Below are 26,169 nucleotides of genomic sequence, written 5' to 3'. Positions count from 1 at the left end.
AAAAAAACCTGCCAGCCGGCAGGTTTTTTTAAGGGGATTATTGCACTTCGATCTTGTCCCAGCCGCTTTTAAACATGCAGCTGTCAACCAGCGTATCCCGGCGATATTCATTCGCATCTTCAACCGTGTAGCTCGTGGAAATATCCTTTTTCTTTTTCGATTTGTCCGTTTTTTCCGAGCTCGAACCGGTCACCACGTTATCCGGGGGAAGATCGATCAGTGCCTGCGCTTCGCATTCCGTGAGCTTTTTATTCATTTCCGCGTCGCTGACGCCCGGTTTCACCCATTTGTACTGGACGCAGCCGGTGAGCATCAGCGTGAGGCTCAGAACGCAAAGCGCGGTCATGCGGTGTTTCATCAGAAGGTGACTCCACCGCCTACATATGCGCCGTCAATCAGCGTGTGGTTCGGACGACCGTCTTTACCATCAACGCTCACGTGGCGGTAGCCCACTTTCAGGGTCACCGGCGCGATCGGCGTCCAGCTTACGCCACCATTGGCTTCCACATAGTTTTTCACGCTGTTGTTCAGCCCTTCTGGCGCCACGTAGCCTTCACCGTACACGTGGATGCTGTCGGTCAGGGCAACGTTTACGCCGCCGCCGATCGGGAACGCCACGCCGTTATCGCCTTTTTTCGGGCCGATGTAGATGGCTTTGGCACCCGCATTCAGCATTACCGGGCCCACTTCCAGGTTGTAGCCTGCGCCCACGCCGCCGGTCTGGGTACCGTCATCGGTGTTTTTAAGCCAGTTGCTTTCGGCATACAGGCCGGATGAGGATTTCCCCATTTCCAGGTTGAGGTTGGTAAAGTTTTTACCCTGCTCAATGCTGCCACCCATTGCCAGAGCGGAACCCGAGAGGGCGGTCAGAGCAGAAAGAAGAAGGATATTCAGTTTTTTCATGTTTTATGCCTCGTCATTAAATTCATCTGGGGGCACCTTAACAAGCGATGTTTATGACTGCAAATGTGATGAAGGTCGCTGTTTTATGCTGATATTGTTAACTTTTTTATTTGAAATGTTGCATCTATGTTTGATTGTCGAGGTGTCAACGCGTGATGTTCGGACGTTTAGGCATCGTTTAATTTTTTGACTAAACATAAACTGAACGAGGAAGGGATAGTGATTAGAGGCGAATTAATTGAGTTTCTAATAATTTCCAAAAGTATTTCAGATGACACACAATACAACATAACCTTACATTTCCGGGCAATGAATATACGTTCACTCGCCCATGCCGATTGCCTTTCCATGTCATTTTTCTGACACGTTTATTCTTTACGTTGTTGGCTTCACTTACTGGATGCTAACAATATGAAAAGAAAAATTATTCCTGTGCTTATCGGTTGTGCGCTCTCTTTCTCTGGCCTGGCGGCACAGCCTACCGCTGAGCGCTATGTCGTCAGCTTCCCTGAGGACTCCCATGTGAAATACAGCGGCGCGTTTGCCGATGCGTTCCCGAACGGGCTCCCGGTGGGGATTGGCTCTGGCCTGCTGTTTACGGGCAAGCAGGGCGATGCCCTGACGTTTGCGACCGTGACCGATCGCGGTCCCAACGCCGATGCGCCAAAAATGGGTAAAAACGAAGCCAAAATATTTGTCACGCCAGATTTCGCGCCGCTGCTGATGACCATCCGCGTCCAGAACGGCAAAGCGGAGGCGGTTGATGCCCGCCCGCTGCATGACGATAAAGGCGAGATTAACGGTCTGCCGCTGCAAAGCGGCGTGATTGGTTCCACCAATGAAGTGGCGTTCAGCGATACCTTAAAGACGCTCAAGGGTGACAACCGCGGACTGGATACGGAAGGCATCACGCCGGACGGCAAAGGCGGCTACTGGCTGTGCGACGAGTACGGCCCGTTCCTGATTAACGTCGACAGCAAAGGCAAGATCCTCGCGATCCACGGGCCGCAGGCCGCGGAAGGGGAAAAATCCATCGCGGGCGGTCTGCCAAACATCATCAAATGGCGCCAGCCCAACCGGGGCTTTGAAGGCCTGACCCGGATGCCGGACGGACGCATTATCGCCGCGGTGCAAAGCACGCTGGACATCGACGGTAAGAGCAAAAAGCAGGCGCTGTTCACCCGTCTGGTGAGCTTTGACCCGGCGACCGGCAAAACCGCGATGTACGGTTACCCTATCGACAGCGCGGCCTACGACAAAAACAGCGACGCCAAAATCGGCGACATCGTGGCGCTCGATAATCAGCACATCCTGCTGATTGAGCAGGGAAGCGATAAAAACGACGGAATGCGTAACCTGATTTACAAGGTGGATCTCAGCAAGGCGAGCGATCTTTCCGCCTTCGACAAGCCGGGCGAGTACCCGGAATTTGATGATGAGAAAACCCTGGCGCAGCGCGGCATTACGCTTGCGTCAAAAACGCAGGTGGTCGATCTCCGCGCGCTGGGCTGGCAGCAGGAGAAGGCTGAAGGGCTGGCGCTGATCGACAGCAAAACGCTTGCGGTGGCGAACGATAACGATTTTGGCGTAAAGGTGGCGATGCAAAACCCGGTCGAGGGCAAGAAGCTTAAGGATTACCGGGTAAACGCGGAAGGTAAGCTGACGCTGGATGATAAACCGGTGGAAACCACGCTCAGCGTGAAGCCGCTGAAGAAGCCGGAGTCCGACAGCGAGCTGTGGATTGTGACGCTGCCGGAGGCGGTGAAATAAGTTTACCGCTCACCCCTCTCCCCACAGGGGAGAGGGGATTGTTCGGAGCGCATAGTTAAGCGGGGAGGCTATTTCTTCAGACCCGCAAACGCCGCCCGAATCTCCTCTTCCGGCAGCTGTATACCAATAAACACCATCACGCTGTGCGGCGGTTCATCGCCCCACTGTCGGTCCCAGTCGGCGCTGTACAGGCGCTGCACGCCCTGGAACAGCAGGCGGTTGGGCTCGCCGTCAATCCACAGCATCCCCTTGTAGCGCAGCAGCTTGTCGGCAAACGACAGCAGCAGGTTCTCCATCACGCGGGAAACCTCGCTGATATCTACCGGATAATCCAGCTCCACCACAATCGACGCCACGTCGTTTTGCTTGTCTCCCATAAAGTGGAAGCGCGGTTTCGCGGTGACATTCTCCTCCAGCATAAAGCCGTTGGTGTTGAACAACTGGGACAGGTCGATATCGCCGTGCGTCACCGTGTAAATTGGCGCGCGGGAGTTGATGCGCGTCAGGCGCTCGCGAAGCTTAACGCTTTCGCCCGCCACGTCGGTTTTGGTCAGCAGGATGCGGTCGGCGTAGCCCACCTGAGACTGGGCGATGGTGAACTGATTCATCTGCTCATTGGCGTGGACCGCATCGACCAGGGCAATGACGCCGTCCAGCAGGTAGCGCTGACAGAGGATCTCGTGAGAGAAAAAGGTCTGAATAATCGGGCCGGGGTCGGCCATGCCGGTGCACTCGATCACCAGACGGTCAAAGTCGATTTCACCGCGATCGCGGCTGTCGAGCAGGTCCAGCAGGGCGTCTTCCAGCTCGTTAGAGCGGGTGCAGCAGATGCAGCCGTTGGTCAGGGTTTTGATCTGCGTGGCGCGATCGCCAATCAGCTGGTCGTCTACGGAGACTTCGCCAAATTCGTTTTCGATGACGGCGATTTTGAAGCCGTGCTGCTCGTTGAGAATGTGGCGCAGCAGGGTGGTTTTACCGGCGCCGAGGAAACCGGTCAGCAGGGTAACGGCAATCGGGGTCATGGTCTCTCCTTTAGCAGCAGCGGACGCCGCCTTCTCCACTTCCGCCGTAGCGCGCTTCCTGACGCTCGCGGAAGAATTCGGTGTAGGTCATGTATGGCTTATCCGGATGGTTGGTCTTCATATGCTCAACGTAGTTGTCATAGTCCGGAATGCCAATCAGCATTTTCGCCGCCTGACCGAGGTATTTTTTTGCTTCGCCTAAGTTACCAAACATAACGTGTCCTGATAAGAAAAAGCCCGGTGGCGCGCAGCGATCCGGGCCTACAGTACCGTTGTAGGGCGGGTCAGCGCAGCGCCACCCGCCATTGTGTTAGTGGTGTGAAGAGGTCTTCACGCCGCCTTCCGGCACCGGCACGTACGGGGTTTCTTTATCCGTGCGGCCTTCAGCGTTACGCACTTTCAACCAGGTTTTGATGCCGTAGAAGATAATGCTGTACACCACCACCAGGAACAGAATGCTCAGACCCGCGTTGGTGTAGTTGTTCACCACGATATGGTTCATGTTGGCAATCTGCTGGGCAGTCAGGTCTGCGCCGCCTGCGGCAATCTTCTCTTTGTACTGGTTAGCCATGAAGAAGAAGCCTTCCAGCTGCGGGTTGGCGCTGAACAGCTTCAGGCCAAGCGCCCAGGTGGTGCAGAGCAGAAGCCACAGCGCAGGAACCACGGTGACCCAGATGTATTTGGTGCGCTTCATCTTCACCAGTACCACGGTGCCGAGCACCAGCGCCACGGCAGCCAGCATCTGGTTAGAGATACCGAACAGCGGCCACAGGCTCTTCACGCCGCCGAGCGGGTCGACAACGCCCTGATACAGCAGGTAGCCCCAGAGGCCGACGCAGCCCGCCGTACCCAGAATGCCCGCTACCAGAGAGTCGGTTTTCTTCAGGAACGGCACGAAGTTACCGAGCAGGTCCTGCAGCATGAAGCGGCCCGCACGGGTACCGGCGTCCAGCGCGGTGAGGATGAACAGCGCTTCGAACAGAATACCGAAGTGGTACCAGAAGCCCATGTCCGCCCACGGCAGCACTTTGTGGAACACGTGTGCGATACCGACGGCCAGCGTCGGTGCGCCACCGGCGCGGTTCAGCACGGACGGTTCGCCGATGTCTTTCGCGGTCTGCATGATCTGCTCAGGCGAAATCACGAAGCCCCAGGAGCTGACGGTCGCCGCCGCGTGTGCGCTGGCGTCTTTCAACTGCGCCATAATCAGCGCCGCGTTGTCGCCGCCCATCTCATGCAGGTTAGGCATCGTAATGCCGAGACCCGCCGGTGGGGTGTTCATCGCAAAGTACAGACCCGGTTCGATGATGGACGCGGCAACCAGCGCCATGATCGCTACGAAGGACTCCATCAGCATCGCGCCGTAGCCGATCAGACGTGCGTCTTTCTCGTTCGCCAGCAGCTTAGGCGTGGTACCGGAGGAGATCAGGGCGTGGAAGCCGGAGACCGCACCGCAGGCAATGGTGATGAACAGGAACGGGAACAGGGCGCCTTTCCACAGCGGGCCGGTACCGTCGATGTACTGCGTTACCGCAGGCATTTTCAGATCCGGGTTGATCAGCAGGATGCCGATCGCCAGACCGACGATAACGCCGATTTTAAGGAAGGTGGCCAGGTAGTCACGCGGGGCCAGAATCAGCCAGACCGGCAGCAGCGCGGAGATAAATGCATAGCCAATCAGCGCGAAGGTGATAGTGGTGTCCTTGAAGGTCAGCGCCGGGCCCCAGTACGGGTCGTGCGCAATCACGCCGCCGAAGTAGATGGAGGCGACCAGCAGTACGATACCAATCACCGACACTTCACCCACGCGTCCCGGACGCAGGAATCGCATGTAGATCCCCATGAACAGCGCAATCGGTACGGTAGAGCAGACGGTGAAGACACCCCACGGGCTTTCGGCCAGCGCTTTCACCACGATCAGGGCCAGCACCGCAAGGATGATGATCATGATCAGGAAGCAACCGAACAGGGCGATAGTCCCCGGTACGCGGCCCATCTCCTCTTTGACCATCTCACCCAGAGAGGCGCCGTTACGGCGAGAAGAGATAAACAGCACCATAAAGTCCTGCACCGCACCCGCCAGCACCACGCCCGCCAGCAGCCAGAGCGTACCCGGCAGGTAGCCCATCTGCGCGGCCAGTACCGGGCCGACCAGCGGGCCCGCACCGGCGATCGCGGCAAAGTGGTGACCAAACAGCACGTAGCGGTTGGTTGGCACGTAGTTCAGGCCGTCATTGTTAATGACCGCCGGGGTGGCACGCGTCGGGTCGAGCTTCATGACCTTCTGCGCGATGTATAAGCTGTAGTAGCGATAAGCCACAAGGTAGACGGAAACCGACGCGACCACGATCCATAGGGCGCTTACGTGTTCGCCCCGGCGTAATGCGACAACCGCCAGACAAAAAGCGCCGAGGATCCCGAGTAAGGCCCAGGGCACGTGCTTCAGTAGTTTTTTAGTATCCATAGTAAGACCTGGTTTTTTATGTAAAGAAAAAAGGGTCAGGGTTCGTTGTGAGGAGGTATTGATTAATGCTGGAGCGATCGTGCCAGATCCTCGCGCGTGTAAAGGACGGTAAATGAATGAGTGGTTGAAAGTGCCGGGTGAGCGGTCAAAGGCGGCGACGAGCGGTTTCGGCTCGCCGCCAGTGGGCTAAATTATGTGATTGAGATCACTTGATTATTCGGGGTACGCTCCACGGCCAGATAGCTTTCCAGCGTCCTGATGAGCTTCTCCTTCAGCCAGCTTGGTTCCAGTATCTGAATATGGGGGAGCCAGTAGAACAGCAGCGGCAGGATCTGGTTCTCGTGGGCCGCCTGGCAGCGCAGCGTGACGCCGCCCTGTTGCTCCTCCAGCAGCTCCTGTTCCGGCAGAAGATCGCGGCGCAGGAAGTAATGTGAAATATTATCTTTAATGAATATTTTCACCACGAAAGTATCTTCGGACACCCAGGGATCAAGGCTTTTTTCCAGCAGCTCAAGGACATTTTCTTCAGGAGTGAAGGTCGTTTTCTGAATATCAAACCAGCTAATCTGGCTCAATGAGAAGGATTTCAGCCGGCTATTTTCGGTGGCTTGTAAATACCATATATTTTTTTTGTTAATGAGTTTATAGGGATTAATCAGGCGGGTTTTGCCCTTATAAACGATCTGGCAAACATTATGGTTTTTAATCGATTTCTCGACTTTCGTTAAATGACGGCGAATATCGCGTTCTAACGTGTGTTCCGCTTCATTACCAAGAATAAGAATATGGTTTTCGTCTACGCGCGTTTCAAGCTTTTGCCAGAATTCCGTATTTCTTTCAGGGAAAAAGCTGTCGGCATTCAGAAAGTTAGCCAGAGTGTGGTGCAATCCTTGTCCGCCGGGCGATTGTGCAGAATGAATCAGACGATATAGCCCGTTACCGGTATGTTCAACAATGGGAGAGAGTGCATTTAAATCCCGATAGACGGTGCGCTCGGTAATTTTAAATTTCTCCATTAGCGCACTGCGGTTTACCACACCGTTTAAATGTAGCTCAAGGAGAATATCGACCAGACGTTCAGCCGAGCGGCTCCGCGTCGTTTTAGCCATAAGGTCATCCTGTATATATAGGCATGCGCTGAATGATGCGGGGGCACTGACACAACCTGTCAGTATTCAGGCACAGAAAATTTCTCTTATGGGTATATAACGGCGTGATTTAGCGGAAACCTTAGGAGTTTTTGTAGAAAGCGGCGCTGGCCGGAAAAAAGGCCAGCGCGAGGGAGATCATACGGCGGCTTCCGTCTCCAGCATGACCGGGTGGAAACGGCGCCTGAAGTAGATCAGGCCGTGGCCCGCATCACTCAGGATGATGTTTTTAATTTCAACAAGATAAACCAGATGCGTGCCGATGGTTTGCACCTGGCTTATTTCGCCTTCAAGGCTGGCCAGCGCGCCCTTGAGTACCGGCTGCGCCAGCGGCCCTTTCTGCCAGCAGGAGAGGGCAAAGCGATCCTCCATCGTCATACCGGTCATCCCGGCGAAATGGCGAGCCATGATCTCCTGCTCGTGGTTCAGCACGTTAACGCACAGCCTGCCGTTGCCCTGGAATACCGGGTTCATGGCGCTGTTGGCGTTGATGCATACCATCACCGACGGCGGGGTGTCCGTGACCGAGCAGACGGCGGTGGCGGTGATGCCGCAGCGTCCGGCCTCACCCTCGGTGGTGACAACATTGACCGCGGCCGACAGGCTGGCCATCGCGTCGCGAAAACGCAGGCGTTGTTCTGATTGCATGAAAACCTCCCGCTGCGCTATTTCAGCAGCTTATCCAGCATGTTGATATCGCTGTTATTGTGCAGGTGCGGCACCGTCCAGCCGTGTTGGTCGTATTCGGACATGCAGCGGTCGACCATCGCCATCATCTTGTCCATGTTGCCGGAGCTCTGCGCCTGGCGCAGACACTGCAGGCGGATCTCATCCTGGCTGCCGGAGTAGTTAATTTCGTACAGCTCGTGACGGCCGCCAAACTCGCTGCCGATGGCATCCCACATCAGCTTCAAAATCTTGATGCGTTCGACGTGATCCATGCCGTTGGAGCCGCGCACGTATTTCGCCAGATACTGGTCGATCTGCGGGTTGTTCAGGTCCCGGGCGCTGGACGGCAGGTAGATCAGCCCGGAAGTGACGTTACGCTCGATGATGTTCTTGATCTTGGCGTAGGCCATCGGGGCCATCACGCGGTAGGTCTGCAGCGCGGCATGATCCGGCAGATACGCGCCGTTGACCCACGGCGTGGCTTCGGAACACATGGAGTCGCTCAGCGCCCAGAACATGTTGCGCCAGGCCACCACTTCGCCGAGATCCGCCTGCACGCCGCGGAACTCCAGGGTGCCGGTGCACTCCAGGGATTTCTTCAGCAGAGCGGTGATGAAGTCGAGCTTCACCGCCAGGCGCACGCAGGCCTGCAGCGGGTACATTCGCGCAAAGCCGCCTTCCATCGTCCAGCGGCGGCAGCGGTCGAAATCGCGGTAGATCAGCACGTTTTCCCACGGGATCAGCACGTGATCCATCACCAGGATGGCGTCGTTCTCGTCAAAGCGGCTGGAGAGCGGGTAGTCGTACGGGGATCCGGTTGCGCCTGCCACCATCTCGTAGGAGGCGCGGGAGATCAGCTTCACGCCCTCGGCATCCATCGGCGCGACGAACATCAGCGCGAAGTCCGGGTTTTCGCCCATCACCTGCGCGGAACCGAACCCGATCATGTTGTAGTGGGTCAGGGCGGAGTTGGTCGCCACCACTTTCGCGCCGCTGACGATAATCCCGGCGTCGGTCTCTTTCTCCAGCTTGATGTAGACGTCTTTTACCTCGTCCGCTGGCTTGTGGCGGTCGATCGGCGGGTTAACGATGGCGTGGTTGAAGTACAGGCCGGTTTCCTGAATGCGGGTGTACCAGTTCCGGGCGTTCTGCTCGAACTGGCCGTAGAAGGCCGGGTTGGCGCCCAGCGCACAACCGAACGCGGCTTTATAGTCCGGCGTGCGGCCCATCCAGCCGTAGCTCAGGCGCGACCACTCGGCGATGGCATCGCGCTGCTGGCGCAGGTCGTCGGCGCTTTTCGCCACGCGGAAGAACTTGTGGGTATAGCCGCCGCTGCCGGTGTCGGTGCCCCAGCACAGCGTGTCCTGCATGTCCGGCTTGTGCAGCGCGTCATACATCTGCGCGATGGAGGCCGCCGCATTGCGAAACGCCGGATGGGTAGTGACGTCTTTGACGCGCTCGCCGTAGATATAAATCTCGCGTCCGTCCTGCAGGCTTTTTAAATACTCTTCACCGGTTAACGGGCGTTTGGCGTCTGCGCGGAAATCTTCAGGCTTCATAGGGACCTCGTATCGGAATAGGGTTGTTAAATTTATGTTTTGTTTTTGTTGTTTAATTGAAGCCTGAGAGGGACGTAACGTGAAGGGACGATTGGGACAACGACGGGTACTTTTCGGGTGGGATGTGGTTTTGTGATCTGGGCGGCTTTTCGGCGGGTGGCGCTGCGCTTACCCGCCCTACGAACCGTGATGCGTTCAGGAAACCGGTACTTTCTGCGCCCGGTATGCGCTGGGAGAGCACCCCACTAAGCGGTTAAAAAAGCGGGCGAAATAGGCCGGATCTTTGAACCCCAGCTGCCAGGCAATCTCGCTGACGGTGCTGTCGGAGAAGAGCAGTAGGCGCCTGGCCTCCCGCAGCTGGCGGTCGAAGATCAGGCGTTTTGGCGGGCGGTTGGCGAAGCGGCGGCAGATATCGGTCAGGCGAGATTCGGTCAGGTGCAGCTCGCTGGCGTATTCCGGCACCGTCCAGTGCTGATGGTAGTGGGTGTCGATCAACTGGGTAAAGCGCTGGAACAGCTTCAGCTCGCCGCGCATGCCGCCTGAGGCGTGGTCGTCGAGCTTCGCGTTGCGCAGCAGCAGGGTAAACACCGCCTGCGCCAGCAGGACCAGGGTATGCTCGCGCCCGGGCAGCTGCTCCGTGGATTCCCGGGCAATCAACTGCCAGTAGTGCTTCAGCGCCGCCAGCTCGTCCGGCCTGTCGGCAAGCGAGAGGCAGATCCCCGGCAGGCCAAAGGCCTCCCGCGTGCCGGGGTAGAGCACCTCCAGCAGCGGCCAGATCAGATCCTCGCGCACCGTCAGCACGTGACCGTCGCTGTCGGATTCGGTGATAAACGCGTGCGGCACCGACGGCGGCGTGAGGACGAACAGCGGCGCCTGCACCGAGTAGCGGTGATCGTCGAGCTGGAGCTCGATTTGCCCGGTATCGAGAAAGTGCATCTGAAAGTACTGGTCGTGACGATGCGCCTGCATGTCGCGGCCAAAAAAGGCCGCCATGCGGGCGAACGACTGGTAGTGCACATCGTCGGTGCCCAGACTTTCGTCGTACTCCTTGCTGATATCAATGTTGGCGATAGGGTTCTGGCACATGATCGTTCCTCTGTTGATCCCGCTGCGTCATCGGAATGCGCGTCAGCACCAGCGCGCCGACCACCAGCAGCCCGGCCACAAACCACAGCCCCGAGCTGAAGCTGCCGGTCGCGTCGCGCAGGATCCCAATCAGCAGCGGGCTGACGGCGGAGCCGACGTTGCCGATGGCGTTGATCACCGCCAGCGCCACCGCGCGGGACTGCAGGCTAATAACCCGATCCGGCGTGGTCCAGAATATCGCCATGGCGGTAAACGATCCGGTTGAGGCCATGATGATGCCAAGCAGCTGGATCAGGCTGTGATCCGTCGCGGAGGCCAGCATCCATCCCGCCGCGGCGAACAGGTACGGCAGGATGGTGTGCTTTTTTCGCTCTTTCAGCCTGTCGGAACGGCGGCTCCACCAGATCATCCCGAGGATGGTGCAGAACTGCGGGATCGCTGCCAGCAGGCCGATGACGATATTGCTGCTTCCCGTGTTGAAGCTTTGCAGGATCTGCGGCGTCCAGATGTTGATCGCACTCAGCGTATTGGTCAGGCAGAAGTAGGCCAGCGTGTAGAGCAGCACCGCCGGGGTCAGCACCTCGCGCAGCGTCGAACGCGGCGTGACGGATTGGGCAATCGCGACCTCCTGCTCGCGGGCGATCATCGTTTTGAGCGCCTGCTTTTCGTCCTCATCCAGCCAGGTGGCCTGGTCCGGCGTGTCGTTGAGGTAAAACCAGGTCACCACGCCGAGCACCACTGACGGCAGCCCTTCCAGCAGGAACAGCCACTGCCAGCCCTTGAGGTTCCACAGTCCGTCCATCGCCAGAATGTAGCCGGAGAGGATCGAGCCGAGCATCATGGTGACCGGCATAGCAATCATAAACAGCGCGTTGGCGCGGGCGCGGTGATAGGCCGGGAACCACCAGGTGAGATAGACCAGAATACCCGGCAGAAAACCGGCTTCGGCAATGCCCACCAGCATGCGCAGGACGTAGAGAGTCTCGGGGCTGGTGGCGAACATGGTGCAGGTAGAGGCAATACCCCATACCACCATGATCCCGGCGATCCAGCGGCGTGCGCCGATCTTCGCCAGCATGATGTTGCTCGGGATGCCGCACAGTACGTAGGTGACGTAAAACAGCGTCGCGGCCAGGCCAAACATGGTTGATGTGAGGCCCAGATCTTTACCCATTGTCAGCCCGGCGAAGCCGATGTTGATGCGATCGAGGAACGAGAAGACAAACAGGATAAAGAGAAAGACGATCAGGCGTCGGAACAGCTTGTGAATGACGCGGTGTTCAACAGCTTTATTATCATGGGTTTGCAGGGTAGAGGTCGTCATGGTGCGCTCCAGATCTTACGTTTAGTAGACGGATTTATTGTTATGAACTGACGTAACCGGTGTTTCGATAAAGCGTGCCGCCAGCGCTTCCGCGCCGCGGGCAAGCAGGGTAGTGTCGACCCCGACGGCAACAAACAGCGCGCCGAGCTCAAGATAGCGTTTTGCCAGCGGTTCATTCGCCATCAGGATGCCGGGAGCTTTACCGGCAGCGCGTATCTGCGCGATCGCCTGCTCAATGGCGGCCTGCACTTCCGGGTGCTGCGGATTGCCGGCAAAGCCCATGTCGGCGCTCAGATCCGCCGGGCCGATAAACACGCCGTCGACGCCTTCCACGTCCAGGATCTGCGGCAGATTTTTCAGCGCCTCGCGGGTTTCAATCTGCACCAGCACGCACATGGCGTCGTTGGCCTGCTGCAGGTAATCGGGAATGCGGTTCCAGCGCGACGCGCGTGCCAGGGCGCTGCCCACCCCGCGAATGCCCGCAGGCGGGTAGCGGGTGGCACGTACCGCCAGACGCGCTTCGTCGGCGTTTTGCACCATCGGCACCAGCAGGGTTTGTGCACCCACGTCCAGCAGCTGTTTGATCTGCACCGGGTCGTTCCACGACGGGCGGACCACCGGCTGGCTGGGATAAGGGGCGATAGCCTGCAGCTGGGTTAAGACGGTCTGCACGCTGTTCGGCGCGTGCTCGCCGTCGATCAGCAGCCAGTCGAAGCCTGCGCCGGCCAGCAGCTCGGCGCTGTAGCTGCTGGTCAGCCCCAGCCATAACCCAATTTGCGGACGGCCTGCTTTTAGCGCCGCTTTAAATGCGTTTTGCATCGTGCTCTCCTAGACAAAGCGGCAGCTGATGGAGCCCATGTTGCCGTAATCGACGTGGAAGGTGTCGCCTCTGCTGGCGGGCACCGGGCGGGTAAACGAGCCGCCGAGAATGATTTGGCCAGGCTCAAGCTGCACGTCGTACGGCGCAAGCTTGTTGGCCAGCCACGCCACGCCGTTGGCCGGGTGGTTCAGGACGCCTGCGGCCACGCCGGTCTCTTCGATCACGCCGTTGCGGTAGAGCAGGGCGGAGATCCAGCGCAGGTCCAGCTCGTCGGGCTTAATCGGACGGCCGCCGAGGATCACGCCCGCGTTGGCGGCGTTATCGGAGATGGTGTCGAAGACCTTGCGCGGACGCTGGGTCTCCGGGTCGACGTTGTGGCAGCGGGCGTCGATCAGCTCCAGCGCGGGGATGACGTAGTCCGTGGCGTTATAGACGTCGAAGATCGTGCAGTTCGGGCCGCGCAGCGGTTTTGCCAGCACGAACGCCAGCTCCACTTCAATGCGCGGGACGATAAAGCGATCGACGGGAATGTCGCTGCCGTCATGGAAGAACATGTCGTCCAGCAGTGCGCCGTAGTCCGGCTCGCTGATCTGCGAGCTGGCCTGCATCGCTTTAGAGGTGAGGCCGATCTTGTGGCCCTTCAGCACGCGGCCTTCGGCGATCTTCAGGCTCACCCATTCGCGCTGGACGGCGTAGGCGTCTTCAATCGTAATCTCCGGATAGTCCAGCGAGATCGCGCGGATCTGCTCCCGGGACTGTTCCGCCTGATGCAGACGGTGGGCGATCAGGGTATGGGTATGTTTGTCGAGCATGGCGTATCCTTTATGCGGCTGTCGCCGGGTGGCGCTGCGCTTACCCGGCCTACGTTCGGGGCCGTTGTAGGCCCGGTAAGCGAAGCGTCACCGGGCGGAAAAGATGTCTACTTAAACAACGCGTGCACGTTGTTCTGTTTGTAATTGAGCGTCGGGTGCAGCTCGTCGAGCTCAAACGACAGCGCCAGGTAGCGGCTCGCCATCAGCTCAGCGAAGTGCGCTTTGATAAGCCCAAACAGCATCTCCCCCACGGCTTCCCGGCTCTCCAGACTGCGCCCCGCGCCAATCTTCAGCGTCATATGGACAAAGGCGTAATCGTGTTTTCCGTCGGCCATCTGCCAGGTGTCCAGCCAGTGGGCGCGGCTGCGGATACCGCCGAGCGGGAAGATGCCCGTGGCGGCGAGCGCCTCGTTCACTTTGGCGAACAGCGCCGGCAGGTCGGCCTGCTCGCGGATGTTGTCGGTACATTCAGCAATAAAGTGCGGCATGGTGGCTCCTTACGCGGGCAGAGGGAAAACGGCGTTGACCTGGCCGGTGCCGGAGCTGGCGAACAGCTCGGTGAGAAACTCCACCTTGCCGTCGTATTTGTCCCAGCCGAGCATGCCCAGCAGCATCACCGTGTCGTGCATATTGCCCTCGCCGTAGCAGTAGTCGGCGTACTCCGGCAGCATGCTGCAGAATTCTTTGAACTGACCCTCGCGCCACAGCTTCACGACGCGCTCGTCCATCTGGCGGTCGAACTCGCGGGTGTAGCTGTTCATCCCTTCCTCGGCACGCTGGTCGTCGATAAAGCGGTGCGACAGCGAGCCGCTGGCGAGCACCGCCACGGTGCCGTCGTATTTTTCAATGGCGCTGACGATGGCCTCGCCCAGCCTGCGGCTGTCGGCGAAGTCGTGAACCGTGCAAAACGCCGAAATAGAGACCACTTTGAAGTGCTTATCCGCGTTCATGTAGCGCATCGGCACCAGCGTGCCGTACTCGAGCTTCAGGCTCGGAATGTTGTGCGCTTTGGCGCGCACGCCAAGCTTCACCGCCTCGTCGGCTATCAGCTGGCCGAGTTCCGGGTTGCCGTCGTAGTCGTAAGTCATGTCGCGGATAAAGTGCGGCAGCTCGTTGCTGGTGTAGACGCCCGAAAAATGGTCCGCACAGTTGATGTGGTAGGCGCTATTCACCAGCCAGTGGGTGTCGAAGACGATAATGGTATCGACGCCCAGCTCCCGGCAGCGCTTGCTGATCTCTTTGTGTCCGTCGATAGCGCCCTGGCGGCAGCCGTGGTTTTTACCCGGCAGCTCGGAGAGATACATCGACGGCACGTGGGTGATTTTTGCCGCTAACGCTAATTTACCCATTTTCAGATCCCCCACTTTGGAATCGGATGGTCGCCCATGGAGATGCAGACGTTCTTCATCTCCGCGAACACCTCGAAGCTGTACTCGCCCCCCTCGCGGCCGGTGCCGGAGGCTTTCACGCCGCCAAACGGCTGGCGCAGGTCGCGTACGTTCTGGGTGTTGACGAACACCATGCCCGCTTCGATATTGCGCGCCAGACGGAGTACCTTGCTGACATCCTGGGTCCAGATGTATGACGCCAGGCCGTACTCCACGTCGTTGGCCAGGCGCAGCCCTTCCGCTTCGTCCTTGAACGGCAGCAGGCAGGCCACCGGCCCGAAGATCTCCTCCTGCGCCACGCGCATGCGGTTATCAACATCCGCCAGCACGGTCGGGCGCAGGAAGTTGCCGCCTTTCAGGTGTGCAGGCAGGTCGGTCGGTTTGTCCGGGCCACCCGCCAGCAGGGTTGCGCCTTCCTCGATGCCGAGGCGGATATAGCCGGAGACTTTTTCCCAGTGCTGTTGGCTGATGAGCGCGCCAATCTGGGTGTTCGGATCGGTCGGGTCGCCCACGCGCAGGCGGTTGGCGCGCTCGGCAAAGCGCTTGACGAATTCCGGGTAGATGCTCTGCTGGATGAAGATGCGCGAGCCCGCGGTGCAGCGTTCGCCGTTGATGGAGAAGATGGTGAACAGGGCGGCGTCCAGCGCGCGCTCGATATCCGCGTCTTCAAAAATCAGTACCGGGGATTTGCCGCCCAGCTCCATGGAGTACTTCTTCAGCCCGGCGTTTTTCATGATGTTGCGTCCGGTGGCGGTGCCGCCGGTGAAGGAGACCGCGCGCACGTCGTGATGCCGCACCAGCGCATCGCCTGCCGTCGCGCCGTAGCCCTGAACGACGTTCAGCACGCCCGCCGGAATACCCGCTTCGAGGGCCAGTTCGCCCAGACGGTCGGCGGTCAGCGGGGAGAGTTCAGACATCTTCAACACCGCGGTATTACCTAAGGCCAGACAGGGCGCGACCTTCCAGGTGGCGGTCATAAACGGCACGTTCCACGGCGACACCAGCGCGCAGACGCCCACCGGCTGCACCAGGGTGTAGTTGAGCATCTTGTCGTCAACCGGATAGGTCTTGCCGTTCATTTGCTGGCACACCTCGGCGAAAAATTCGAAGTTGTGCGAGGCGCGCGGGATCAGCACGTTTTTGGTCTGGTGGATCGGCAGCCCGGTATCGGCGGTTTCCATGGCGGCGATCTCCGGTACGTTCTGGTCGATCAGATCGCCCAGACGACGCATCAGGCGCGCGCGCTCCTTCATCGGCAGGTTGGCCCACTTCGGAAACGCCTCTTTGGCGGCGGCAACGGCCTGATGGATTTCGGCTTCACCGCCGGAGGCCACTTCAGCCAGGACCTCGCCGGAGGCCGGGTTAGTGGTGTGGAAGTAGTCGCTGCCCGCGACGTTTTTACCGTTGATCCAATGGTTAATCTTTTTCATTTTGCCGTCTCCTCACTCACAATTCGGTTCACCAGGCGTCCCACGCCTTCCACTTCCACCACCACCTCATCGCCCGGCACCACGTCGGAGAGCCCCTTCGGCGTGCCGGTGGCAATCATGTCGCCCGGCTGCAGGGTCATAAAGTCGCTCAGATACGCAATCAGGTACGGGATGCTGAAGATCAGATCCGCCGTGGTGCCTTCCTGACGCAGCTCGCCGTTAACGAAGGTGCGCAGGGCGAGGTTATGCGGGTCGGGAATGGCCTCTTTTGGCACGATGTTGGGGGAAATGGGGGTCAGCCCGTCGCGGCTTTTCACCCGCAGGTTCGGGCGGTAGTAGTTTTCGAGATAGTCACGAATGGCGTAGTCGTTGCAGACCGTATAGCCCGCAACATAGTCCATCGCCTCGGCTTCGCTCACCTTACGCGCCGTTTTGCCGATGACCACCACCAGCTCCGCTTCATAGTGCATGTACTCGACGTTGTTCGGGCGCACCGCCGTCTGGTTGTCACCGTTGAAGGTGTTCGGCGCTTTGATAAAGACCAGCGGCTCGGTGGGCGGCTTGAAGTCCAGCTCGCTGGCGTGATCGGCATAGTTCAGACCGAGGGCAAACAGCGTGGCGTGCGGCGGCGTGCGGTGTGTGTTAGCGACGTCGCGTTCATCCACCACCGGGTTTTCCAGCGGCGGAAACCCCTCCGCCAGAATACGCACGCGATCGCCCGGGCGGATCTCAACGCGGCTGTGCGGGGTACCGAGCAGGATCGCATCGCCGGGATTAAGGGTGGCGAACTCGCTCAGGGCGCTCAGCAGTTCGGCAGCGTTACGCTGCAGATCGGCGGTGTTCCAGTGGTCCGCTTCGCGGCCGTTGATCTCGGTGATGATGGTCAGGTTATCCACGTTATCAACGGCGACCGGTTCGCCAAGCGGGCAGAATCCGTCCCGGCATTTGGCCTTGATGGCCGGGCGGTAGACGCTCTCTTCCGGCAGGCTCACCTCGTTGGCGAGGGCGTATCCCGCAATATATTCCGCGGCGTCCTCCACGCGCACCTTGCTGGCGGTTTTACCGACCACCAGCGCGACCGTGGCGCCGCTCAGCACCGTTTCCCCCAGCGGGAACGGAATGGGCTCGCCCGCGCGAATCACGGTGTTATGCGGTTTGATAAACCACACCGCCGTTTTCGGCGGCGTGTTGTAGGGGGCTTTTTCAAACGCCTCACGCCAGGCTTCACGCTGGCTTTGATGGTTGAGGGCGACGGCAAAAACGGTACCTTTCATTCACATACTCCTCAGGCCGGAGGTCCGGCTTATATTTCATTAATATGTTAATGATCTGGTTTTATGCTTTTGCTGTTTATTTCGCAATCAGAAGTGAAAAATTTGTGATATGAATAACAATAAATTTACATATTCTTTTTTATGTATAGTAAAATCAGTTGGTTAATAAAATTGATGGGTTTCTGTTAGACTTTTTGGCAGAAAACGTGTTGTTTATAAAAACATCTTTTCGTGTTTGTTTACTTGTTAATGATGTGAAGGGAACAGGCTATGCATGATTCATTAACCATCGCGCTGCTGCAGGCGCGGGAAGCGGCGATGTCCTACTTCCGCCCGATTGTGAAGCGCCATAATCTGACCGAGCAGCAGTGGCGTATTGTGCGCGTGCTGGCTGAACATCCGTCGATGGATTTTCACGATCTGGCGTTTCGCACCTGCATTTTGCGCCCGAGCCTGACCGGCATTCTGACGCGCATGGAGCGCGACGGTCTGGTGCTGCGCTTAAAGCCGGTGAACGACCAGCGCAAGCTGTACGTCTCGCTGACCAAAGAGGGCAATGCGCTGTATGAGCACGCCCAGGCGCAGGTGGAAGAGGCGTATCAGCAGATTGAGGCGGAATATACGCCGGAGAAGATGAAACAGCTGACGGCGCTGCTGGAAGAGTTTATTGAACTCGGAAACCGTCATAACGCAGCGCGGGATGAAGAGTAAAAACCACAAATTCCAGGATGAATTTCGTAAAGTTTTCCCTTTCCAGGCCGAAAATTCTGTATCTGTCTGAGGAAAGAGAAAACATGTTAAACCGTATCAAGATTGTCACCAGCTTAATGCTGGTTTTAGCGATATTTGGCCTTTTACAACTCACATCCGGTGGTCTTTTCTTTAATGCTCTGAAGAATGACAAAGAGAATTTCACCGTCCTGCAAACCATTCGCCAGCAACAGTCCACGCTGAACGCCAGCTGGGTAGCGTTGCTGCAAACCCGTAATACCCTGAACCGCGCGGGTATCCGTTACATGATGGATCAGAGCAATATCGGCAGCGGCGCGACCGTGAACGATTTGATGCAAATCGCCTCTGCGTCTCTGAAACAGGCGGAAAAAAACTGGGCTGCCTACGAAGCCCTGCCGCGCGATCCGCGTCAAAGCGATGCGGATGCCATGGAGATCAAGCGTAACTATGATATTTACCACGGCGCGCTGGCGGAGCTGATCCAGCTGCTGGGCGCGGGCAAAATCAACGCCTTCTTCGACCAGCCGACCCAGAGTTACCAGGACGGTTTTGAGAAGCAGTACGTGAGCTACTTGCAGCAGAACGACAAGCTGTACCAGATGGCGGTCGAAGACAGCAACAGCTCCTACAGCCAGGCTATCTGGGTGCTGATCAGCGTCCTGATTGCCGTGCTGGTGGTGATCGTGGCCGTCTGGCTGAACATCAAGCAGACGCTGATCTCCCCGCTGAATCGTCTGATCGATAACATTCGCCATATCGCCAGCGGCGACCTGGTGAAGCGTATTGAAGTTCAGGGCACCAACGAGATGGGTGAACTGGCCGACTCACTGCGCCATATGCAGGGCGAGCTGGTGCGTACCGTTGGCGACGTGCGTAACGGCGCGAATGCGATCTACAGCGGCGCGAGTGAAATCGCGATGGGCAACAATGACCTTTCCTCCCGTACTGAACAGCAGGCCGCTTCCCTGGAAGAGACCGCTGCCAGCATGGAGCAGCTGACGGCGACCGTTAAGCAGAACGCCGAGAACGCCCGTCAGGCGAGCCATCTTGCCCTGAGCGCCTCCGAAACCGCGCAGAAAGGCGGCAAAGTGGTGGATAACGTGGTGCAGACCATGCGCGATATCGCGGGCAGTTCGCAGAAAATTGCCGACATTATCAGCGTGATCGACGGCATTGCTTTTCAGACCAACATCCTGGCACTGAACGCGGCGGTAGAAGCGGCGCGTGCGGGCGAGCAGGGCCGCGGTTTTGCGGTGGTAGCAGGTGAAGTGCGTAACCTGGCCCAGCGCAGCGCCCAGGCGGCACGCGAGATCAAGAGCCTGATCGAAGACTCCGTGGGTCGCGTGGAAGTGGGGTCAACGCTGGTCGAAAGTGCTGGTGAAACCATGGGTGAGATCGTGAATGCGGTCACCCGCGTCACGGACATCATGGGCGAAATCGCCTCTGCATCTGACGAGCAGAGCCGCGGTATCGACCAGGTCGGTCTGGCGGTGGCAGAGATGGATCGCGTGACCCAGCAGAACGCCTCGCTGGTGGAAGAGTCTGCCGCAGCGGCAGCCGCACTGGAAGAGCAGGCAAGCCGTCTGACGCAGGCCGTGGCGGTGTTCCGCATTCAGCAGGAGCAGATGAAAGCGCGCGAGTTCGCTTCTGCGAAAACCGTTGCAGCACCGGCGATGGCGCGTAAAACGGTTACCGCTGATGCAGGTGATAACTGGGAAACGTTCTAACGCCGTAAGTTGTGCCGGGTGGCGGCTGCGCCTTACCCGGCCTACGGTTCGTGGCTTTTGCCGGGTGGCGGCTGCGCCTTACCCGGCCTACGGTTCGTGGTTTTGCCGGGTGGCGGCTGCGCCTTACCCGGCCTACGGTTCGTGGTTTTGCCGGGTGGCGGCTATGCCTTACCCGGCCTACGGTTCAGGGTTTTGTAGGCCCGGTAAGCGCAGCGCCACCGGGCGATATTACAGAGGCAGGCGCATGGCGCAGCGCGTTTCATACACGAAACCGTGCGCTGTCTCTTCTTCCCTTTTCTGACGCAGTTCAGGCGTCAGCGTCGTCATTTTTTCAAACCCCAGCCGTGCATAGAACGGCGCATTCCACGGGACGTCCCTGAACGTCGTCAGCGTCAGCGCTGTCAGCCCCCTGTTACGGGCATGGTCTGCCACGCAGGCGATGAGCTGCCTGCCGATCCCTTTTCCCTGCCAGTCCAGATCAACCGAGAGTTCGACAATAAACAGTGATGACGGATGGGCTTCGGCAAGGATAAACCCGACGGGGTGGTCGTTTGCCAGCGCCAGCCAGCTTAGCCCGCGTTCGACATAGCCGAGGTGTTGTTCAGCGGAAATGACCTCGCCGTCGGCAAGCCAGGCGAGTGCCGGGAAATCACGGAAGCGCCCGGCCGCCGCGCGTTCAATGGCGGACAGGGCAGCAACGTCGTTGCGGGTGGTGGGGCGAATGCGAATAGTCATGGCGGCAAGTATAACCTGACCCGTCGACATTATTCCGAGCAGATCAGCACCGGCGAATAGAAATTGCTGATCACCAGCGCGTCTTCCGGCGTGCGCTCGATCGTCAGAAGCCTTTTATTGCCCAGCGTCAGGCCGGCAACGTATTTTTCAAAGACCCCGGGCGGCATGGCGTCATGGCTAAAACGCTCCACTTTTTGAATAACGATCTCATACAGTTCGCCTTCCACGTGACGCCATTTAAACATCTCCTGGCGGGAAACCTCCCAGCTGCGCGGGGCATTCACCACACTGCCGTTAACCGTGATGTACCCCGTTTTGTCGGGATGAAAACGCATAATGATCTCACCGTCAAAGGTGAAATCGTGACTGTCGCGCCGGTCGGAGAAGGTCAGGTTTCCGTCACAGGCCACCGACAGCGGGGGCGTGTGAAAGTACCACGCCAGCACGGTGCCCAGCAGCAGCAGATTGAGGATCAGGATTAGCCAAACTTTTTTGTGTCTCATATCACCACTCGTAATAGTAAAGCGTACGACAGGCGCTGGCTTTACCCTGCGTGAGGGAACATTGGGAGAGCACCAGCCGCCCTTCGTGGCCGTAGAAAAGCGTTCTCTGAATGTGCATGTAGAAAATTGAATTTTTCAGGCACGGAAGATGGCCGTCCTTCTGAAGCGTTTGCGCCAGCGTAATCGCCTTCCCGTGAAACACGTCCGCCAGCGGCGTAAAGGTGTAGACCGGACAGGTGCCAATGTGCGTCAGCAGATGGATCTCCCGCTGTGAATTTTCCGGCTTGATGAGCGCGATCCAGAGGCATAGCGCAACGACGACCAGCGTGAGCGCGCCGCAGAACAGCCCTTCCGGGCGAACGCGCCATGCAGGTTTCGCCGTTTCGGCGGTCGGCGGAGCCTCCTCCAGCGGAGTGACCGTGACATCGGCGCTGAGCATAAAGCCCGTTTTCGGTACGGTAACGATAAACAGCGTGTCGGGAAGCAGGGTCGCCAGCATCTTGCGAAGAATGCTGATGTACTGGTTTAAGGAGTTGTTAGACCCCTGGAGCCCTCGACGATCCCAGACTTCCTGGAGAAAGGTTTCCCGTTCAACCACGTTCCCATGATGCTGAACCAGCAGCTTCATGATGGTATTGGCCGTACAGGTGAGGAGCTGCGCATCCTCGTCCGGCGCATTGATAAGAGAAACAGAACCGTCCTCGTCGTTGTAGACGATGGCGTCAGCAAGCAGGTATTTCATAAGTTCTTGTAATAAAAACAGAGATAAAAAATAAAAAGAGAAGGCCTACGCCTTCCGGGCTGCATTGCTGGCTATTTTAACGCCACTGTTACCGATAACATTGATCCAGGCAGGATTTTGGGTGGTTTAATAAGTCAGCGTGATAATCACGTCATCAATAAATTCCCCGGTACCGGTTAGCGGCTGCGCCGGGACCTCGCCGTAAACGGTGTAGTTCTGGGTGCCGCCTGCGGGATTGGTGACCTGCAGCGCATCGCCGCTGCTTTGATCTCCCCAGCGTTGCGTGGCCGCCTCATCCTGCCAGAGCCCGTAGCGCAGGCACTGGCCCTCGCTGTTGCAGAGCTGCCGCTGGTTACCGCTGGCATGGTTGCCTTTGCCCATGGCAAGGGTGAACGCGGTTCCGGCCGGACAGCGCGTGGTGAGGGTGGCGGTGGAACGCGTCGGATGTAGGGTCGCGGTGCTGGTCAGGGTGCCGAAGTTAAGGGGCGTCACGCGCTCGATGTAGCACCCCTGGCTGATTTCGGCCTGCGCGCTGGTGCCGCCCTGCACCTGCTCCCCCTCTGCGGAACCGTCCGAGCAGTTTTGCAGGGCATCCTGACGCAGGGCGCTGTGCCAGGCGATACGCAGATTCATGTTGTAGTTGTAATAGTGGTAGGCCGGAAGCTGGCTTTGCCCTGCCGGAATGGTAGCGATAAGCGGAAAGGTACCGCTGACGTTGGCATTGCTTTCCGCGGCCAGGGTTTGCTGAATCAGGTTTCCGCTGCTGGCAGGCCCCAGCTCCTGAGAGCGCGCTGCACCGTTCAGCAGGCGGAAGAGGAGGGTGTACTGTTTCCCCTCCTGATCCCCCGGAGAGATCATCTCAAAGGGCGGGGTGTCTACGCTGCTCAGGCAGACGTTGAGATATTCCGTCCTGCCCTCGTTGTCGGCCTGGCAGCTAAACTTGACCTCGGTGTTGACGGAAGTGGTATTGCCCGCCACGACGTTGCCAAAGTTAATGGCGGGCATGGACGTAATCCAGCAGGCTGCCGCCATCGCCTTCACGGACAGGACAAGCAGCAATAATAACGGTGCTCTTAATGACACAGTTGTTCTCCGATATTCTGTATAGATGACCCGGTGCGCGGCGCCGGAAGCGTGACCCGGCACTCCCCCTCACCGGTCTTCACCACCAGTTCACCCGGCAGGGGCGGATCTTCAAGCCAGATAAAGCCGTCGCGTCCCACGATGGTGGCACCCTGCGGCGTTGACACGACGCTGCCCAGCGGGAGCGGCCTGCGGCGGCCGTCGACCAGCCGGGCCTGAACCGTGACGGCGTGATGGACGTTAAACTCGACTTTGACCGCGCTGCTGTTGCCCGGCCTGGCATGCATGTCGGTGACGGGGGCGATCACATCGGCGGGCAGATCGAGCGGGTTAATGCTGACTTTGCTGTTGTGGTAGCGCGGCAGATCGGTCAGCAGGAGATAACCGTCCTCATCCGTTTCACCGGCCGGGCGGTTTTCCAGCATCACCGGTACGTGCCCAATACCGTGCGTGGAGACCAACGCCATGCCCTGCTGGATGTAGCGCAGCGCGTGCAGGCTGCCGTCCAGCAGCGTCAGGCTACCTTCGGCGGAGGCGTACTGGTTGCCCTGGCTGGCACCTTGCTGCAGCCCAACGTGCCATTCGCCCGCGCGGCCCAGATAGCCTACGTCCGCATATCTTTCACGTCGTTCGCCAAAGCCCTGGCCCAGCTCCCATGACCAGCCGCCGGCCTCATCGTCCGGCTGGTGGCGATAATCCATGCGCGGCGTATCCCGGGTGGCCTGAGCGGAGAGCGTGTCCTCGCGACCCAATGGGACGGAAAACAGCAGCTGAACGTGACTCGACGCATCCGTAAACGAGCGGGTATAGCTCAGCGTGGTGGAGATGTGTGCCGGCAGCGACACCGACCAGGAGGCGCTGAGGTAGCGCTCTGTGCTGCCCTGAATGTTCTGCTGTACCCAGCCCGCGCCCACGGTACCGAAATGGGGGATGGACTGGCTTACCCACACGCTGTCGCTGCGCCTGACGGGCGCGGCACCGCTCATGCGGGCGTTGTCGGCGAAATCCGCTTCGGTACGGACGGTGCTGGCAGAAATGCCCGTTCCTCTGCCGTTCCACTGCCAGCCGAGGCCCCATTGAACGCCCTGACCGTAAGGGCTGTCGCTCACGGCAACGTGCTGGCTGAGCACCCCTACGGCGGGGGAGACCAGCCAGTCAGCGCCCGCGCCCACGTTGCGCAGCCTGCGCTGCTGCTCCGTATGCAGCGCCAGCGTCAGGTGATTATTCACCCCATAGCGCCAGCCTGCGTCCAGCAGCGGCGAGGCGGCATAGTCGTCGGAGTGCAGGGCGTAGTTTTCGCGCATCCAGCCGATGTCCAGCGAACCGCTGCTGAGCCCTTCCGCCAGCATGCCCGGCGCGCCGTAGAGATCGAGCTGTACGGCGCGACGCTGGCCGTTGATATCGGTAATGACCACCTCCGCCTGCCCGCTTCCGGTGAAGGAGGGCAGGGTATCCAGCAGAAAGTCTCCCGGCGTGACGCGCTGGCTGCTCTGCTTAAGGCCGTCGATATACAAATCGACCGTGGAAGGCAGTACGGCGGTATCGCTGTAGCGGCTGCGCGGTTCGGTATTGAGCTGGGGATTGAGCTCAAAGTTACGTGCCCAGTGCAGCCCGCCAAAGCGCACCTGTCGGCTCCAGCGGGTACCGGTGGTGACGCTGTCGCCCAGCGCCAGCGTGGTCAGCGAGTCGGTGTTATCCCACTGCCAGCGGGTTTCGAGACGCGTGTGGGTCGGTCGACCGGCGCTGTTTTCCTCCCCGGCATGGCTTGAAAAACTGCTGCTGAACGTTCCGGGCAGCCCGCCGGACGCGGTCAGCATGGTCTGGGCGTTAAGCTGGCGCTTCCCCTGTACGTCGCTGGCGTAGAGCGCGTATCCGAGCGTATAGGCGCTGACGGGCTGCGCATCGGGATAGCGGTACATCGGCGCGGGCTTTGAGACGGTCAGATGCTGCTGGCCTTCGAGCGCGTCGGCCTCTGCGGTAATTGAAACCTGCTGGGACAGCACGTCGAGATTGACCTTCAGGCCTGGCAGGGAGGTCAGCTCAACCCACCCGGCGCGATCCTCCGGGGCGTGAAGCCCCAGCTTTTTCATGTCGCTGCGGCTTATCCATAGCGCATTATCCACCACCCGGCAGGCCCAAAGTTCGCCTCGCGGGGCGTGGTTCACGGTAATGGCCAGCCATTGCACGGTGTCGGCGGGATCAGTCCCGGCTGACAGCATGAGCGGTAGCCAAAACAGGAGCGCGAGAAGCGAGCGGGCGCAGAGGTATCTGGCTGGCATGATGGTCATCATTGAGATAGACGCGCAGCGTGCTGAGCGCGTGACGTGTGGGCTGCTTGAGCGATAAAAGGGCGGTTTGTCCCGGGAGCGCATAGCCCGCCAGGCCTTTAATCGACCCTACAACTTTCCCATCGGCCGTCAGGGCCTCAAGGTGGCTCAGGCGGATGTGGCGGTTTCCGGCGTTAAAGCAGCGGAGAGTGGCCGGTATGTCTGCCTGCTCACAGCTCAGGGCATCGTGGCTGACGGGCGCGCTCTGGTTCCCGGCAATAAACACCGGAATCGAGTAGCGCAGCAGGAAGTGTACCGCGGAGGGGTTGGAGGCACGGGACGCGGCGTCCGGCAGTTCGTCGATGACCAGCCGGTAACTTTGTTCCTGCGCACGGTTGCCGGGCTGCATGACGATAATGCGCACCAGCTGCTGCTGGCCCGGCGCCAGTGATGTCATCGCCGGGCTGGTGACCACCTCCCCGGTGGCCACCAGCACATCTTTACCGTTTTTTTGCGTCCATTCGTATACTCGAATCTGCGCATGGATAGCCGCTTTCCCACTGTTAGTGAGATAGACCGCCGCTGCCCGCTGGTCGCTCTGCAGATCGAGCGTTACCGGGGCCACCTGAAGCGTGGCGGCCAGCGCGTAGCGCGACAGCAGCGCCAGCATCATGAGCCACAAAATGAAGCAGGGAAGGTAACGACGCACGA

25 protein-coding genes are annotated in these 26,169 nt (G+C 59.1%); 3 read left to right on the top strand and 22 right to left on the bottom strand.

Annotation, left to right across the window (positions count from 1 at the left end; genetic code table 11):
* Window positions 1-37: 37 nt before the first annotated feature.
* The gene (locus LJA86_RS16265; RefSeq protein ID WP_008501314.1) at window positions 38-358 is read right to left on the bottom strand and encodes a hypothetical protein; all 321 of its coding nucleotides are present in this window, start codon (window positions 356-358) and stop codon (window positions 38-40) included.
* A complete protein-coding gene (locus tag LJA86_RS16260) occupies window positions 358-903 on the bottom strand; it encodes a YfaZ family outer membrane protein (protein WP_047746519.1) in 546 nt (181 codons plus the stop codon). The genes LJA86_RS16265 and LJA86_RS16260 overlap by 1 nt, the downstream gene beginning before the upstream one ends.
* Before the next feature lie 411 nt (window positions 904-1,314).
* Here LJA86_RS16260 and LJA86_RS16255 point away from each other — a divergent pair, with 411 nt between their 5' ends.
* Complete coding sequence (locus LJA86_RS16255; RefSeq protein WP_229226415.1) at window positions 1,315-2,673, top strand: esterase-like activity of phytase family protein; 1,359 nt, start codon at window positions 1,315-1,317, stop codon at window positions 2,671-2,673.
* 68 nt (window positions 2,674-2,741) lie between these two features.
* On the opposite strand, the gene yjiA is transcribed toward LJA86_RS16255, so the two are convergent.
* The 14 genes from yjiA to hpaG all read right to left on the bottom strand — a co-directional run bounded on the left by yjiA (window position 2,742) and on the right by hpaG (window position 17,669).
* Window positions 2,742-3,695 (bottom strand): GTPase, encoded by a 954-nt coding sequence (gene yjiA / locus LJA86_RS16250; protein ID WP_229226414.1) that lies wholly within the window; start codon window positions 3,693-3,695, stop codon window positions 2,742-2,744.
* 10 nt (window positions 3,696-3,705) lie between these two features.
* Window positions 3,706-3,909 carry a YbdD/YjiX family protein gene (locus LJA86_RS16245; RefSeq protein ID WP_003856610.1) on the bottom strand — a complete coding sequence of 68 codons (204 nt, stop codon included), beginning with the start codon at window positions 3,907-3,909 and terminating at the stop codon, window positions 3,706-3,708.
* 96 nt (window positions 3,910-4,005) lie between these two features.
* Window positions 4,006-6,159: a carbon starvation CstA family protein gene (locus LJA86_RS16240; protein ID WP_024908297.1), complete on the bottom strand. Its 2,154-nt coding sequence runs from the start codon at window positions 6,157-6,159 to the stop codon at window positions 4,006-4,008.
* Window positions 6,160-6,350: 191 nt separating this feature from the next.
* The gene (locus LJA86_RS16235; RefSeq protein ID WP_126534242.1) at window positions 6,351-7,268 is read right to left on the bottom strand and encodes a helix-turn-helix transcriptional regulator; all 918 of its coding nucleotides are present in this window, start codon (window positions 7,266-7,268) and stop codon (window positions 6,351-6,353) included.
* A 177-nt stretch (window positions 7,269-7,445) separates the two neighbouring features.
* Window positions 7,446-7,955: a 4-hydroxyphenylacetate 3-monooxygenase reductase subunit gene (locus tag LJA86_RS16230; RefSeq protein ID WP_045907710.1), complete on the bottom strand. Its 510-nt coding sequence runs from the start codon at window positions 7,953-7,955 to the stop codon at window positions 7,446-7,448.
* A gap of 17 nt (window positions 7,956-7,972) precedes the next feature.
* Window positions 7,973-9,535, bottom strand: coding sequence for a 4-hydroxyphenylacetate 3-monooxygenase, oxygenase component (hpaB, locus tag LJA86_RS16225; RefSeq protein WP_014168483.1), 1,563 nt, complete (start codon window positions 9,533-9,535; stop codon window positions 7,973-7,975).
* A gap of 195 nt (window positions 9,536-9,730) precedes the next feature.
* Window positions 9,731-10,621, bottom strand: coding sequence for a 4-hydroxyphenylacetate catabolism regulatory protein HpaA (hpaA, locus tag LJA86_RS16220; RefSeq protein WP_044597194.1), 891 nt, complete (start codon window positions 10,619-10,621; stop codon window positions 9,731-9,733).
* Complete coding sequence (hpaX, locus tag LJA86_RS16215; protein WP_063622611.1) at window positions 10,593-11,945, bottom strand: 4-hydroxyphenylacetate permease; 1,353 nt, start codon at window positions 11,943-11,945, stop codon at window positions 10,593-10,595. The genes hpaA and hpaX overlap by 29 nt, the downstream gene beginning before the upstream one ends.
* Before the next feature lie 21 nt (window positions 11,946-11,966).
* Window positions 11,967-12,764, bottom strand: a complete 798-nt coding sequence (gene hpaI, locus LJA86_RS16210) for a 4-hydroxy-2-oxoheptanedioate aldolase (protein ID WP_045907712.1) — start codon at window positions 12,762-12,764, stop codon at window positions 11,967-11,969.
* 9 nt (window positions 12,765-12,773) lie between these two features.
* Window positions 12,774-13,577, bottom strand: coding sequence for a 2-oxo-hept-4-ene-1,7-dioate hydratase (hpaH, locus tag LJA86_RS16205; protein ID WP_024908290.1), 804 nt, complete (start codon window positions 13,575-13,577; stop codon window positions 12,774-12,776).
* A 107-nt stretch (window positions 13,578-13,684) separates the two neighbouring features.
* On the bottom strand, window positions 13,685-14,065 hold the full coding sequence (locus LJA86_RS16200; protein ID WP_111967187.1) for a 5-carboxymethyl-2-hydroxymuconate Delta-isomerase: 381 nt from the start codon (window positions 14,063-14,065) through the stop codon (window positions 13,685-13,687).
* Between the two features lie 9 nt (window positions 14,066-14,074).
* Window positions 14,075-14,926: a 3,4-dihydroxyphenylacetate 2,3-dioxygenase gene (hpaD, locus tag LJA86_RS16195; protein ID WP_014830538.1), complete on the bottom strand. Its 852-nt coding sequence runs from the start codon at window positions 14,924-14,926 to the stop codon at window positions 14,075-14,077.
* 2 nt (window positions 14,927-14,928) lie between these two features.
* On the bottom strand, window positions 14,929-16,395 hold the full coding sequence (gene hpaE / locus LJA86_RS16190) for a 5-carboxymethyl-2-hydroxymuconate semialdehyde dehydrogenase (protein ID WP_025912116.1): 1,467 nt from the start codon (window positions 16,393-16,395) through the stop codon (window positions 14,929-14,931).
* Complete coding sequence (gene hpaG, locus LJA86_RS16185; RefSeq protein ID WP_229226413.1) at window positions 16,392-17,669, bottom strand: 4-hydroxyphenylacetate degradation bifunctional isomerase/decarboxylase; 1,278 nt, start codon at window positions 17,667-17,669, stop codon at window positions 16,392-16,394. The genes hpaE and hpaG overlap by 4 nt, the downstream gene beginning before the upstream one ends.
* 270 nt (window positions 17,670-17,939) lie before the next feature.
* Between hpaG and hpaR the strand changes: the two genes are divergently transcribed.
* Both hpaR and tsr read left to right on the top strand, forming a co-directional pair.
* Complete coding sequence (hpaR, locus tag LJA86_RS16180) at window positions 17,940-18,380, top strand: homoprotocatechuate degradation operon regulator HpaR (RefSeq protein WP_045907716.1); 441 nt, start codon at window positions 17,940-17,942, stop codon at window positions 18,378-18,380.
* 83 nt (window positions 18,381-18,463) lie between these two features.
* Window positions 18,464-20,128, top strand: coding sequence for a methyl-accepting chemotaxis protein (gene tsr / locus LJA86_RS16175; protein ID WP_045335615.1), 1,665 nt, complete (start codon window positions 18,464-18,466; stop codon window positions 20,126-20,128).
* 228 nt (window positions 20,129-20,356) lie between these two features.
* On the opposite strand, the gene LJA86_RS16170 is transcribed toward tsr, so the two are convergent.
* The 6 genes from LJA86_RS16170 to LJA86_RS16145 form a co-directional block, all read right to left on the bottom strand.
* On the bottom strand, window positions 20,357-20,863 hold the full coding sequence (locus tag LJA86_RS16170; protein WP_045907850.1) for a GNAT family N-acetyltransferase: 507 nt from the start codon (window positions 20,861-20,863) through the stop codon (window positions 20,357-20,359).
* Window positions 20,864-20,892: 29 nt separating this feature from the next.
* A complete protein-coding gene (locus LJA86_RS16165) occupies window positions 20,893-21,366 on the bottom strand; it encodes a hypothetical protein (protein WP_048028616.1) in 474 nt (157 codons plus the stop codon).
* Between the two features lies 1 nt (window position 21,367).
* Complete coding sequence (locus tag LJA86_RS16160) at window positions 21,368-22,108, bottom strand: winged helix-turn-helix domain-containing protein (protein ID WP_111967190.1); 741 nt, start codon at window positions 22,106-22,108, stop codon at window positions 21,368-21,370.
* A 126-nt stretch (window positions 22,109-22,234) separates the two neighbouring features.
* Window positions 22,235-23,191: a spore coat U domain-containing protein gene (locus tag LJA86_RS16155; RefSeq protein WP_111967191.1), complete on the bottom strand. Its 957-nt coding sequence runs from the start codon at window positions 23,189-23,191 to the stop codon at window positions 22,235-22,237.
* Window positions 23,182-25,470 carry a fimbria/pilus outer membrane usher protein gene (locus tag LJA86_RS16150; RefSeq protein WP_229226412.1) on the bottom strand — a complete coding sequence of 763 codons (2,289 nt, stop codon included), beginning with the start codon at window positions 25,468-25,470 and terminating at the stop codon, window positions 23,182-23,184. Before LJA86_RS16150 ends, LJA86_RS16155 begins: the two co-directional genes overlap by 10 nt.
* Window positions 25,391-26,167, bottom strand: coding sequence for a molecular chaperone (locus LJA86_RS16145; RefSeq protein ID WP_229226411.1), 777 nt, complete (start codon window positions 26,165-26,167; stop codon window positions 25,391-25,393). The genes LJA86_RS16150 and LJA86_RS16145 overlap by 80 nt, the downstream gene beginning before the upstream one ends.
* Between the last annotated feature and the right edge of the window lie 2 nt (window positions 26,168-26,169).

The organism is Enterobacter sp. TCD1-1 (assembly GCF_020567405.1).
Classification (GTDB): Bacteria; Pseudomonadota; Gammaproteobacteria; order Enterobacterales; family Enterobacteriaceae; genus Enterobacter; species Enterobacter quasiroggenkampii.
This window is presented reverse-complemented; position numbering and strand designations above follow the sequence as displayed.

Excerpts from the sequence above, each read along its gene's own strand:
- LJA86_RS16265 (WP_008501314.1), bottom strand. The coding sequence starts at position 358 with ATGAAACACCGCATGACCGCGCTTTGCGTTCTGAGCCTCACGCTGATG.
- LJA86_RS16260 (WP_047746519.1), bottom strand. The coding sequence starts at position 903 with ATGAAAAAACTGAATATCCTTCTTCTTTCTGCTCTGACCGCCCTCTCG.
- LJA86_RS16255 (WP_229226415.1), top strand. The coding sequence starts at position 1,315 with ATGAAAAGAAAAATTATTCCTGTGCTTATCGGTTGTGCGCTCTCTTTC.
- yjiA (WP_229226414.1), bottom strand. The coding sequence starts at position 3,695 with ATGACCCCGATTGCCGTTACCCTGCTGACCGGTTTCCTCGGCGCCGGT.
- LJA86_RS16245 (WP_003856610.1), bottom strand. The coding sequence starts at position 3,909 with ATGTTTGGTAACTTAGGCGAAGCAAAAAAATACCTCGGTCAGGCGGCG.
- LJA86_RS16240 (WP_024908297.1), bottom strand. The coding sequence starts at position 6,159 with ATGGATACTAAAAAACTACTGAAGCACGTGCCCTGGGCCTTACTCGGG.
- LJA86_RS16235 (WP_126534242.1), bottom strand. The coding sequence starts at position 7,268 with ATGGCTAAAACGACGCGGAGCCGCTCGGCTGAACGTCTGGTCGATATT.
- LJA86_RS16230 (WP_045907710.1), bottom strand. The coding sequence starts at position 7,955 with ATGCAATCAGAACAACGCCTGCGTTTTCGCGACGCGATGGCCAGCCTG.
- hpaB (WP_014168483.1), bottom strand. The coding sequence starts at position 9,535 with ATGAAGCCTGAAGATTTCCGCGCAGACGCCAAACGCCCGTTAACCGGT.
- hpaA (WP_044597194.1), bottom strand. The coding sequence starts at position 10,621 with ATGTGCCAGAACCCTATCGCCAACATTGATATCAGCAAGGAGTACGAC.
- hpaX (WP_063622611.1), bottom strand. The coding sequence starts at position 11,945 with ATGACGACCTCTACCCTGCAAACCCATGATAATAAAGCTGTTGAACAC.
- hpaI (WP_045907712.1), bottom strand. The coding sequence starts at position 12,764 with ATGCAAAACGCATTTAAAGCGGCGCTAAAAGCAGGCCGTCCGCAAATT.
- hpaH (WP_024908290.1), bottom strand. The coding sequence starts at position 13,577 with ATGCTCGACAAACATACCCATACCCTGATCGCCCACCGTCTGCATCAG.
- LJA86_RS16200 (WP_111967187.1), bottom strand. The coding sequence starts at position 14,065 with ATGCCGCACTTTATTGCTGAATGTACCGACAACATCCGCGAGCAGGCC.
- hpaD (WP_014830538.1), bottom strand. The coding sequence starts at position 14,926 with ATGGGTAAATTAGCGTTAGCGGCAAAAATCACCCACGTGCCGTCGATG.
- hpaE (WP_025912116.1), bottom strand. The coding sequence starts at position 16,395 with ATGAAAAAGATTAACCATTGGATCAACGGTAAAAACGTCGCGGGCAGC.
- hpaG (WP_229226413.1), bottom strand. The coding sequence starts at position 17,669 with ATGAAAGGTACCGTTTTTGCCGTCGCCCTCAACCATCAAAGCCAGCGT.
- hpaR (WP_045907716.1), top strand. The coding sequence starts at position 17,940 with ATGCATGATTCATTAACCATCGCGCTGCTGCAGGCGCGGGAAGCGGCG.
- tsr (WP_045335615.1), top strand. The coding sequence starts at position 18,464 with ATGTTAAACCGTATCAAGATTGTCACCAGCTTAATGCTGGTTTTAGCG.
- LJA86_RS16170 (WP_045907850.1), bottom strand. The coding sequence starts at position 20,863 with ATGACTATTCGCATTCGCCCCACCACCCGCAACGACGTTGCTGCCCTG.
- LJA86_RS16165 (WP_048028616.1), bottom strand. The coding sequence starts at position 21,366 with ATGAGACACAAAAAAGTTTGGCTAATCCTGATCCTCAATCTGCTGCTG.
- LJA86_RS16160 (WP_111967190.1), bottom strand. The coding sequence starts at position 22,108 with ATGAAATACCTGCTTGCTGACGCCATCGTCTACAACGACGAGGACGGT.
- LJA86_RS16150 (WP_229226412.1), bottom strand. The coding sequence starts at position 25,470 with ATGCCAGCCAGATACCTCTGCGCCCGCTCGCTTCTCGCGCTCCTGTTT.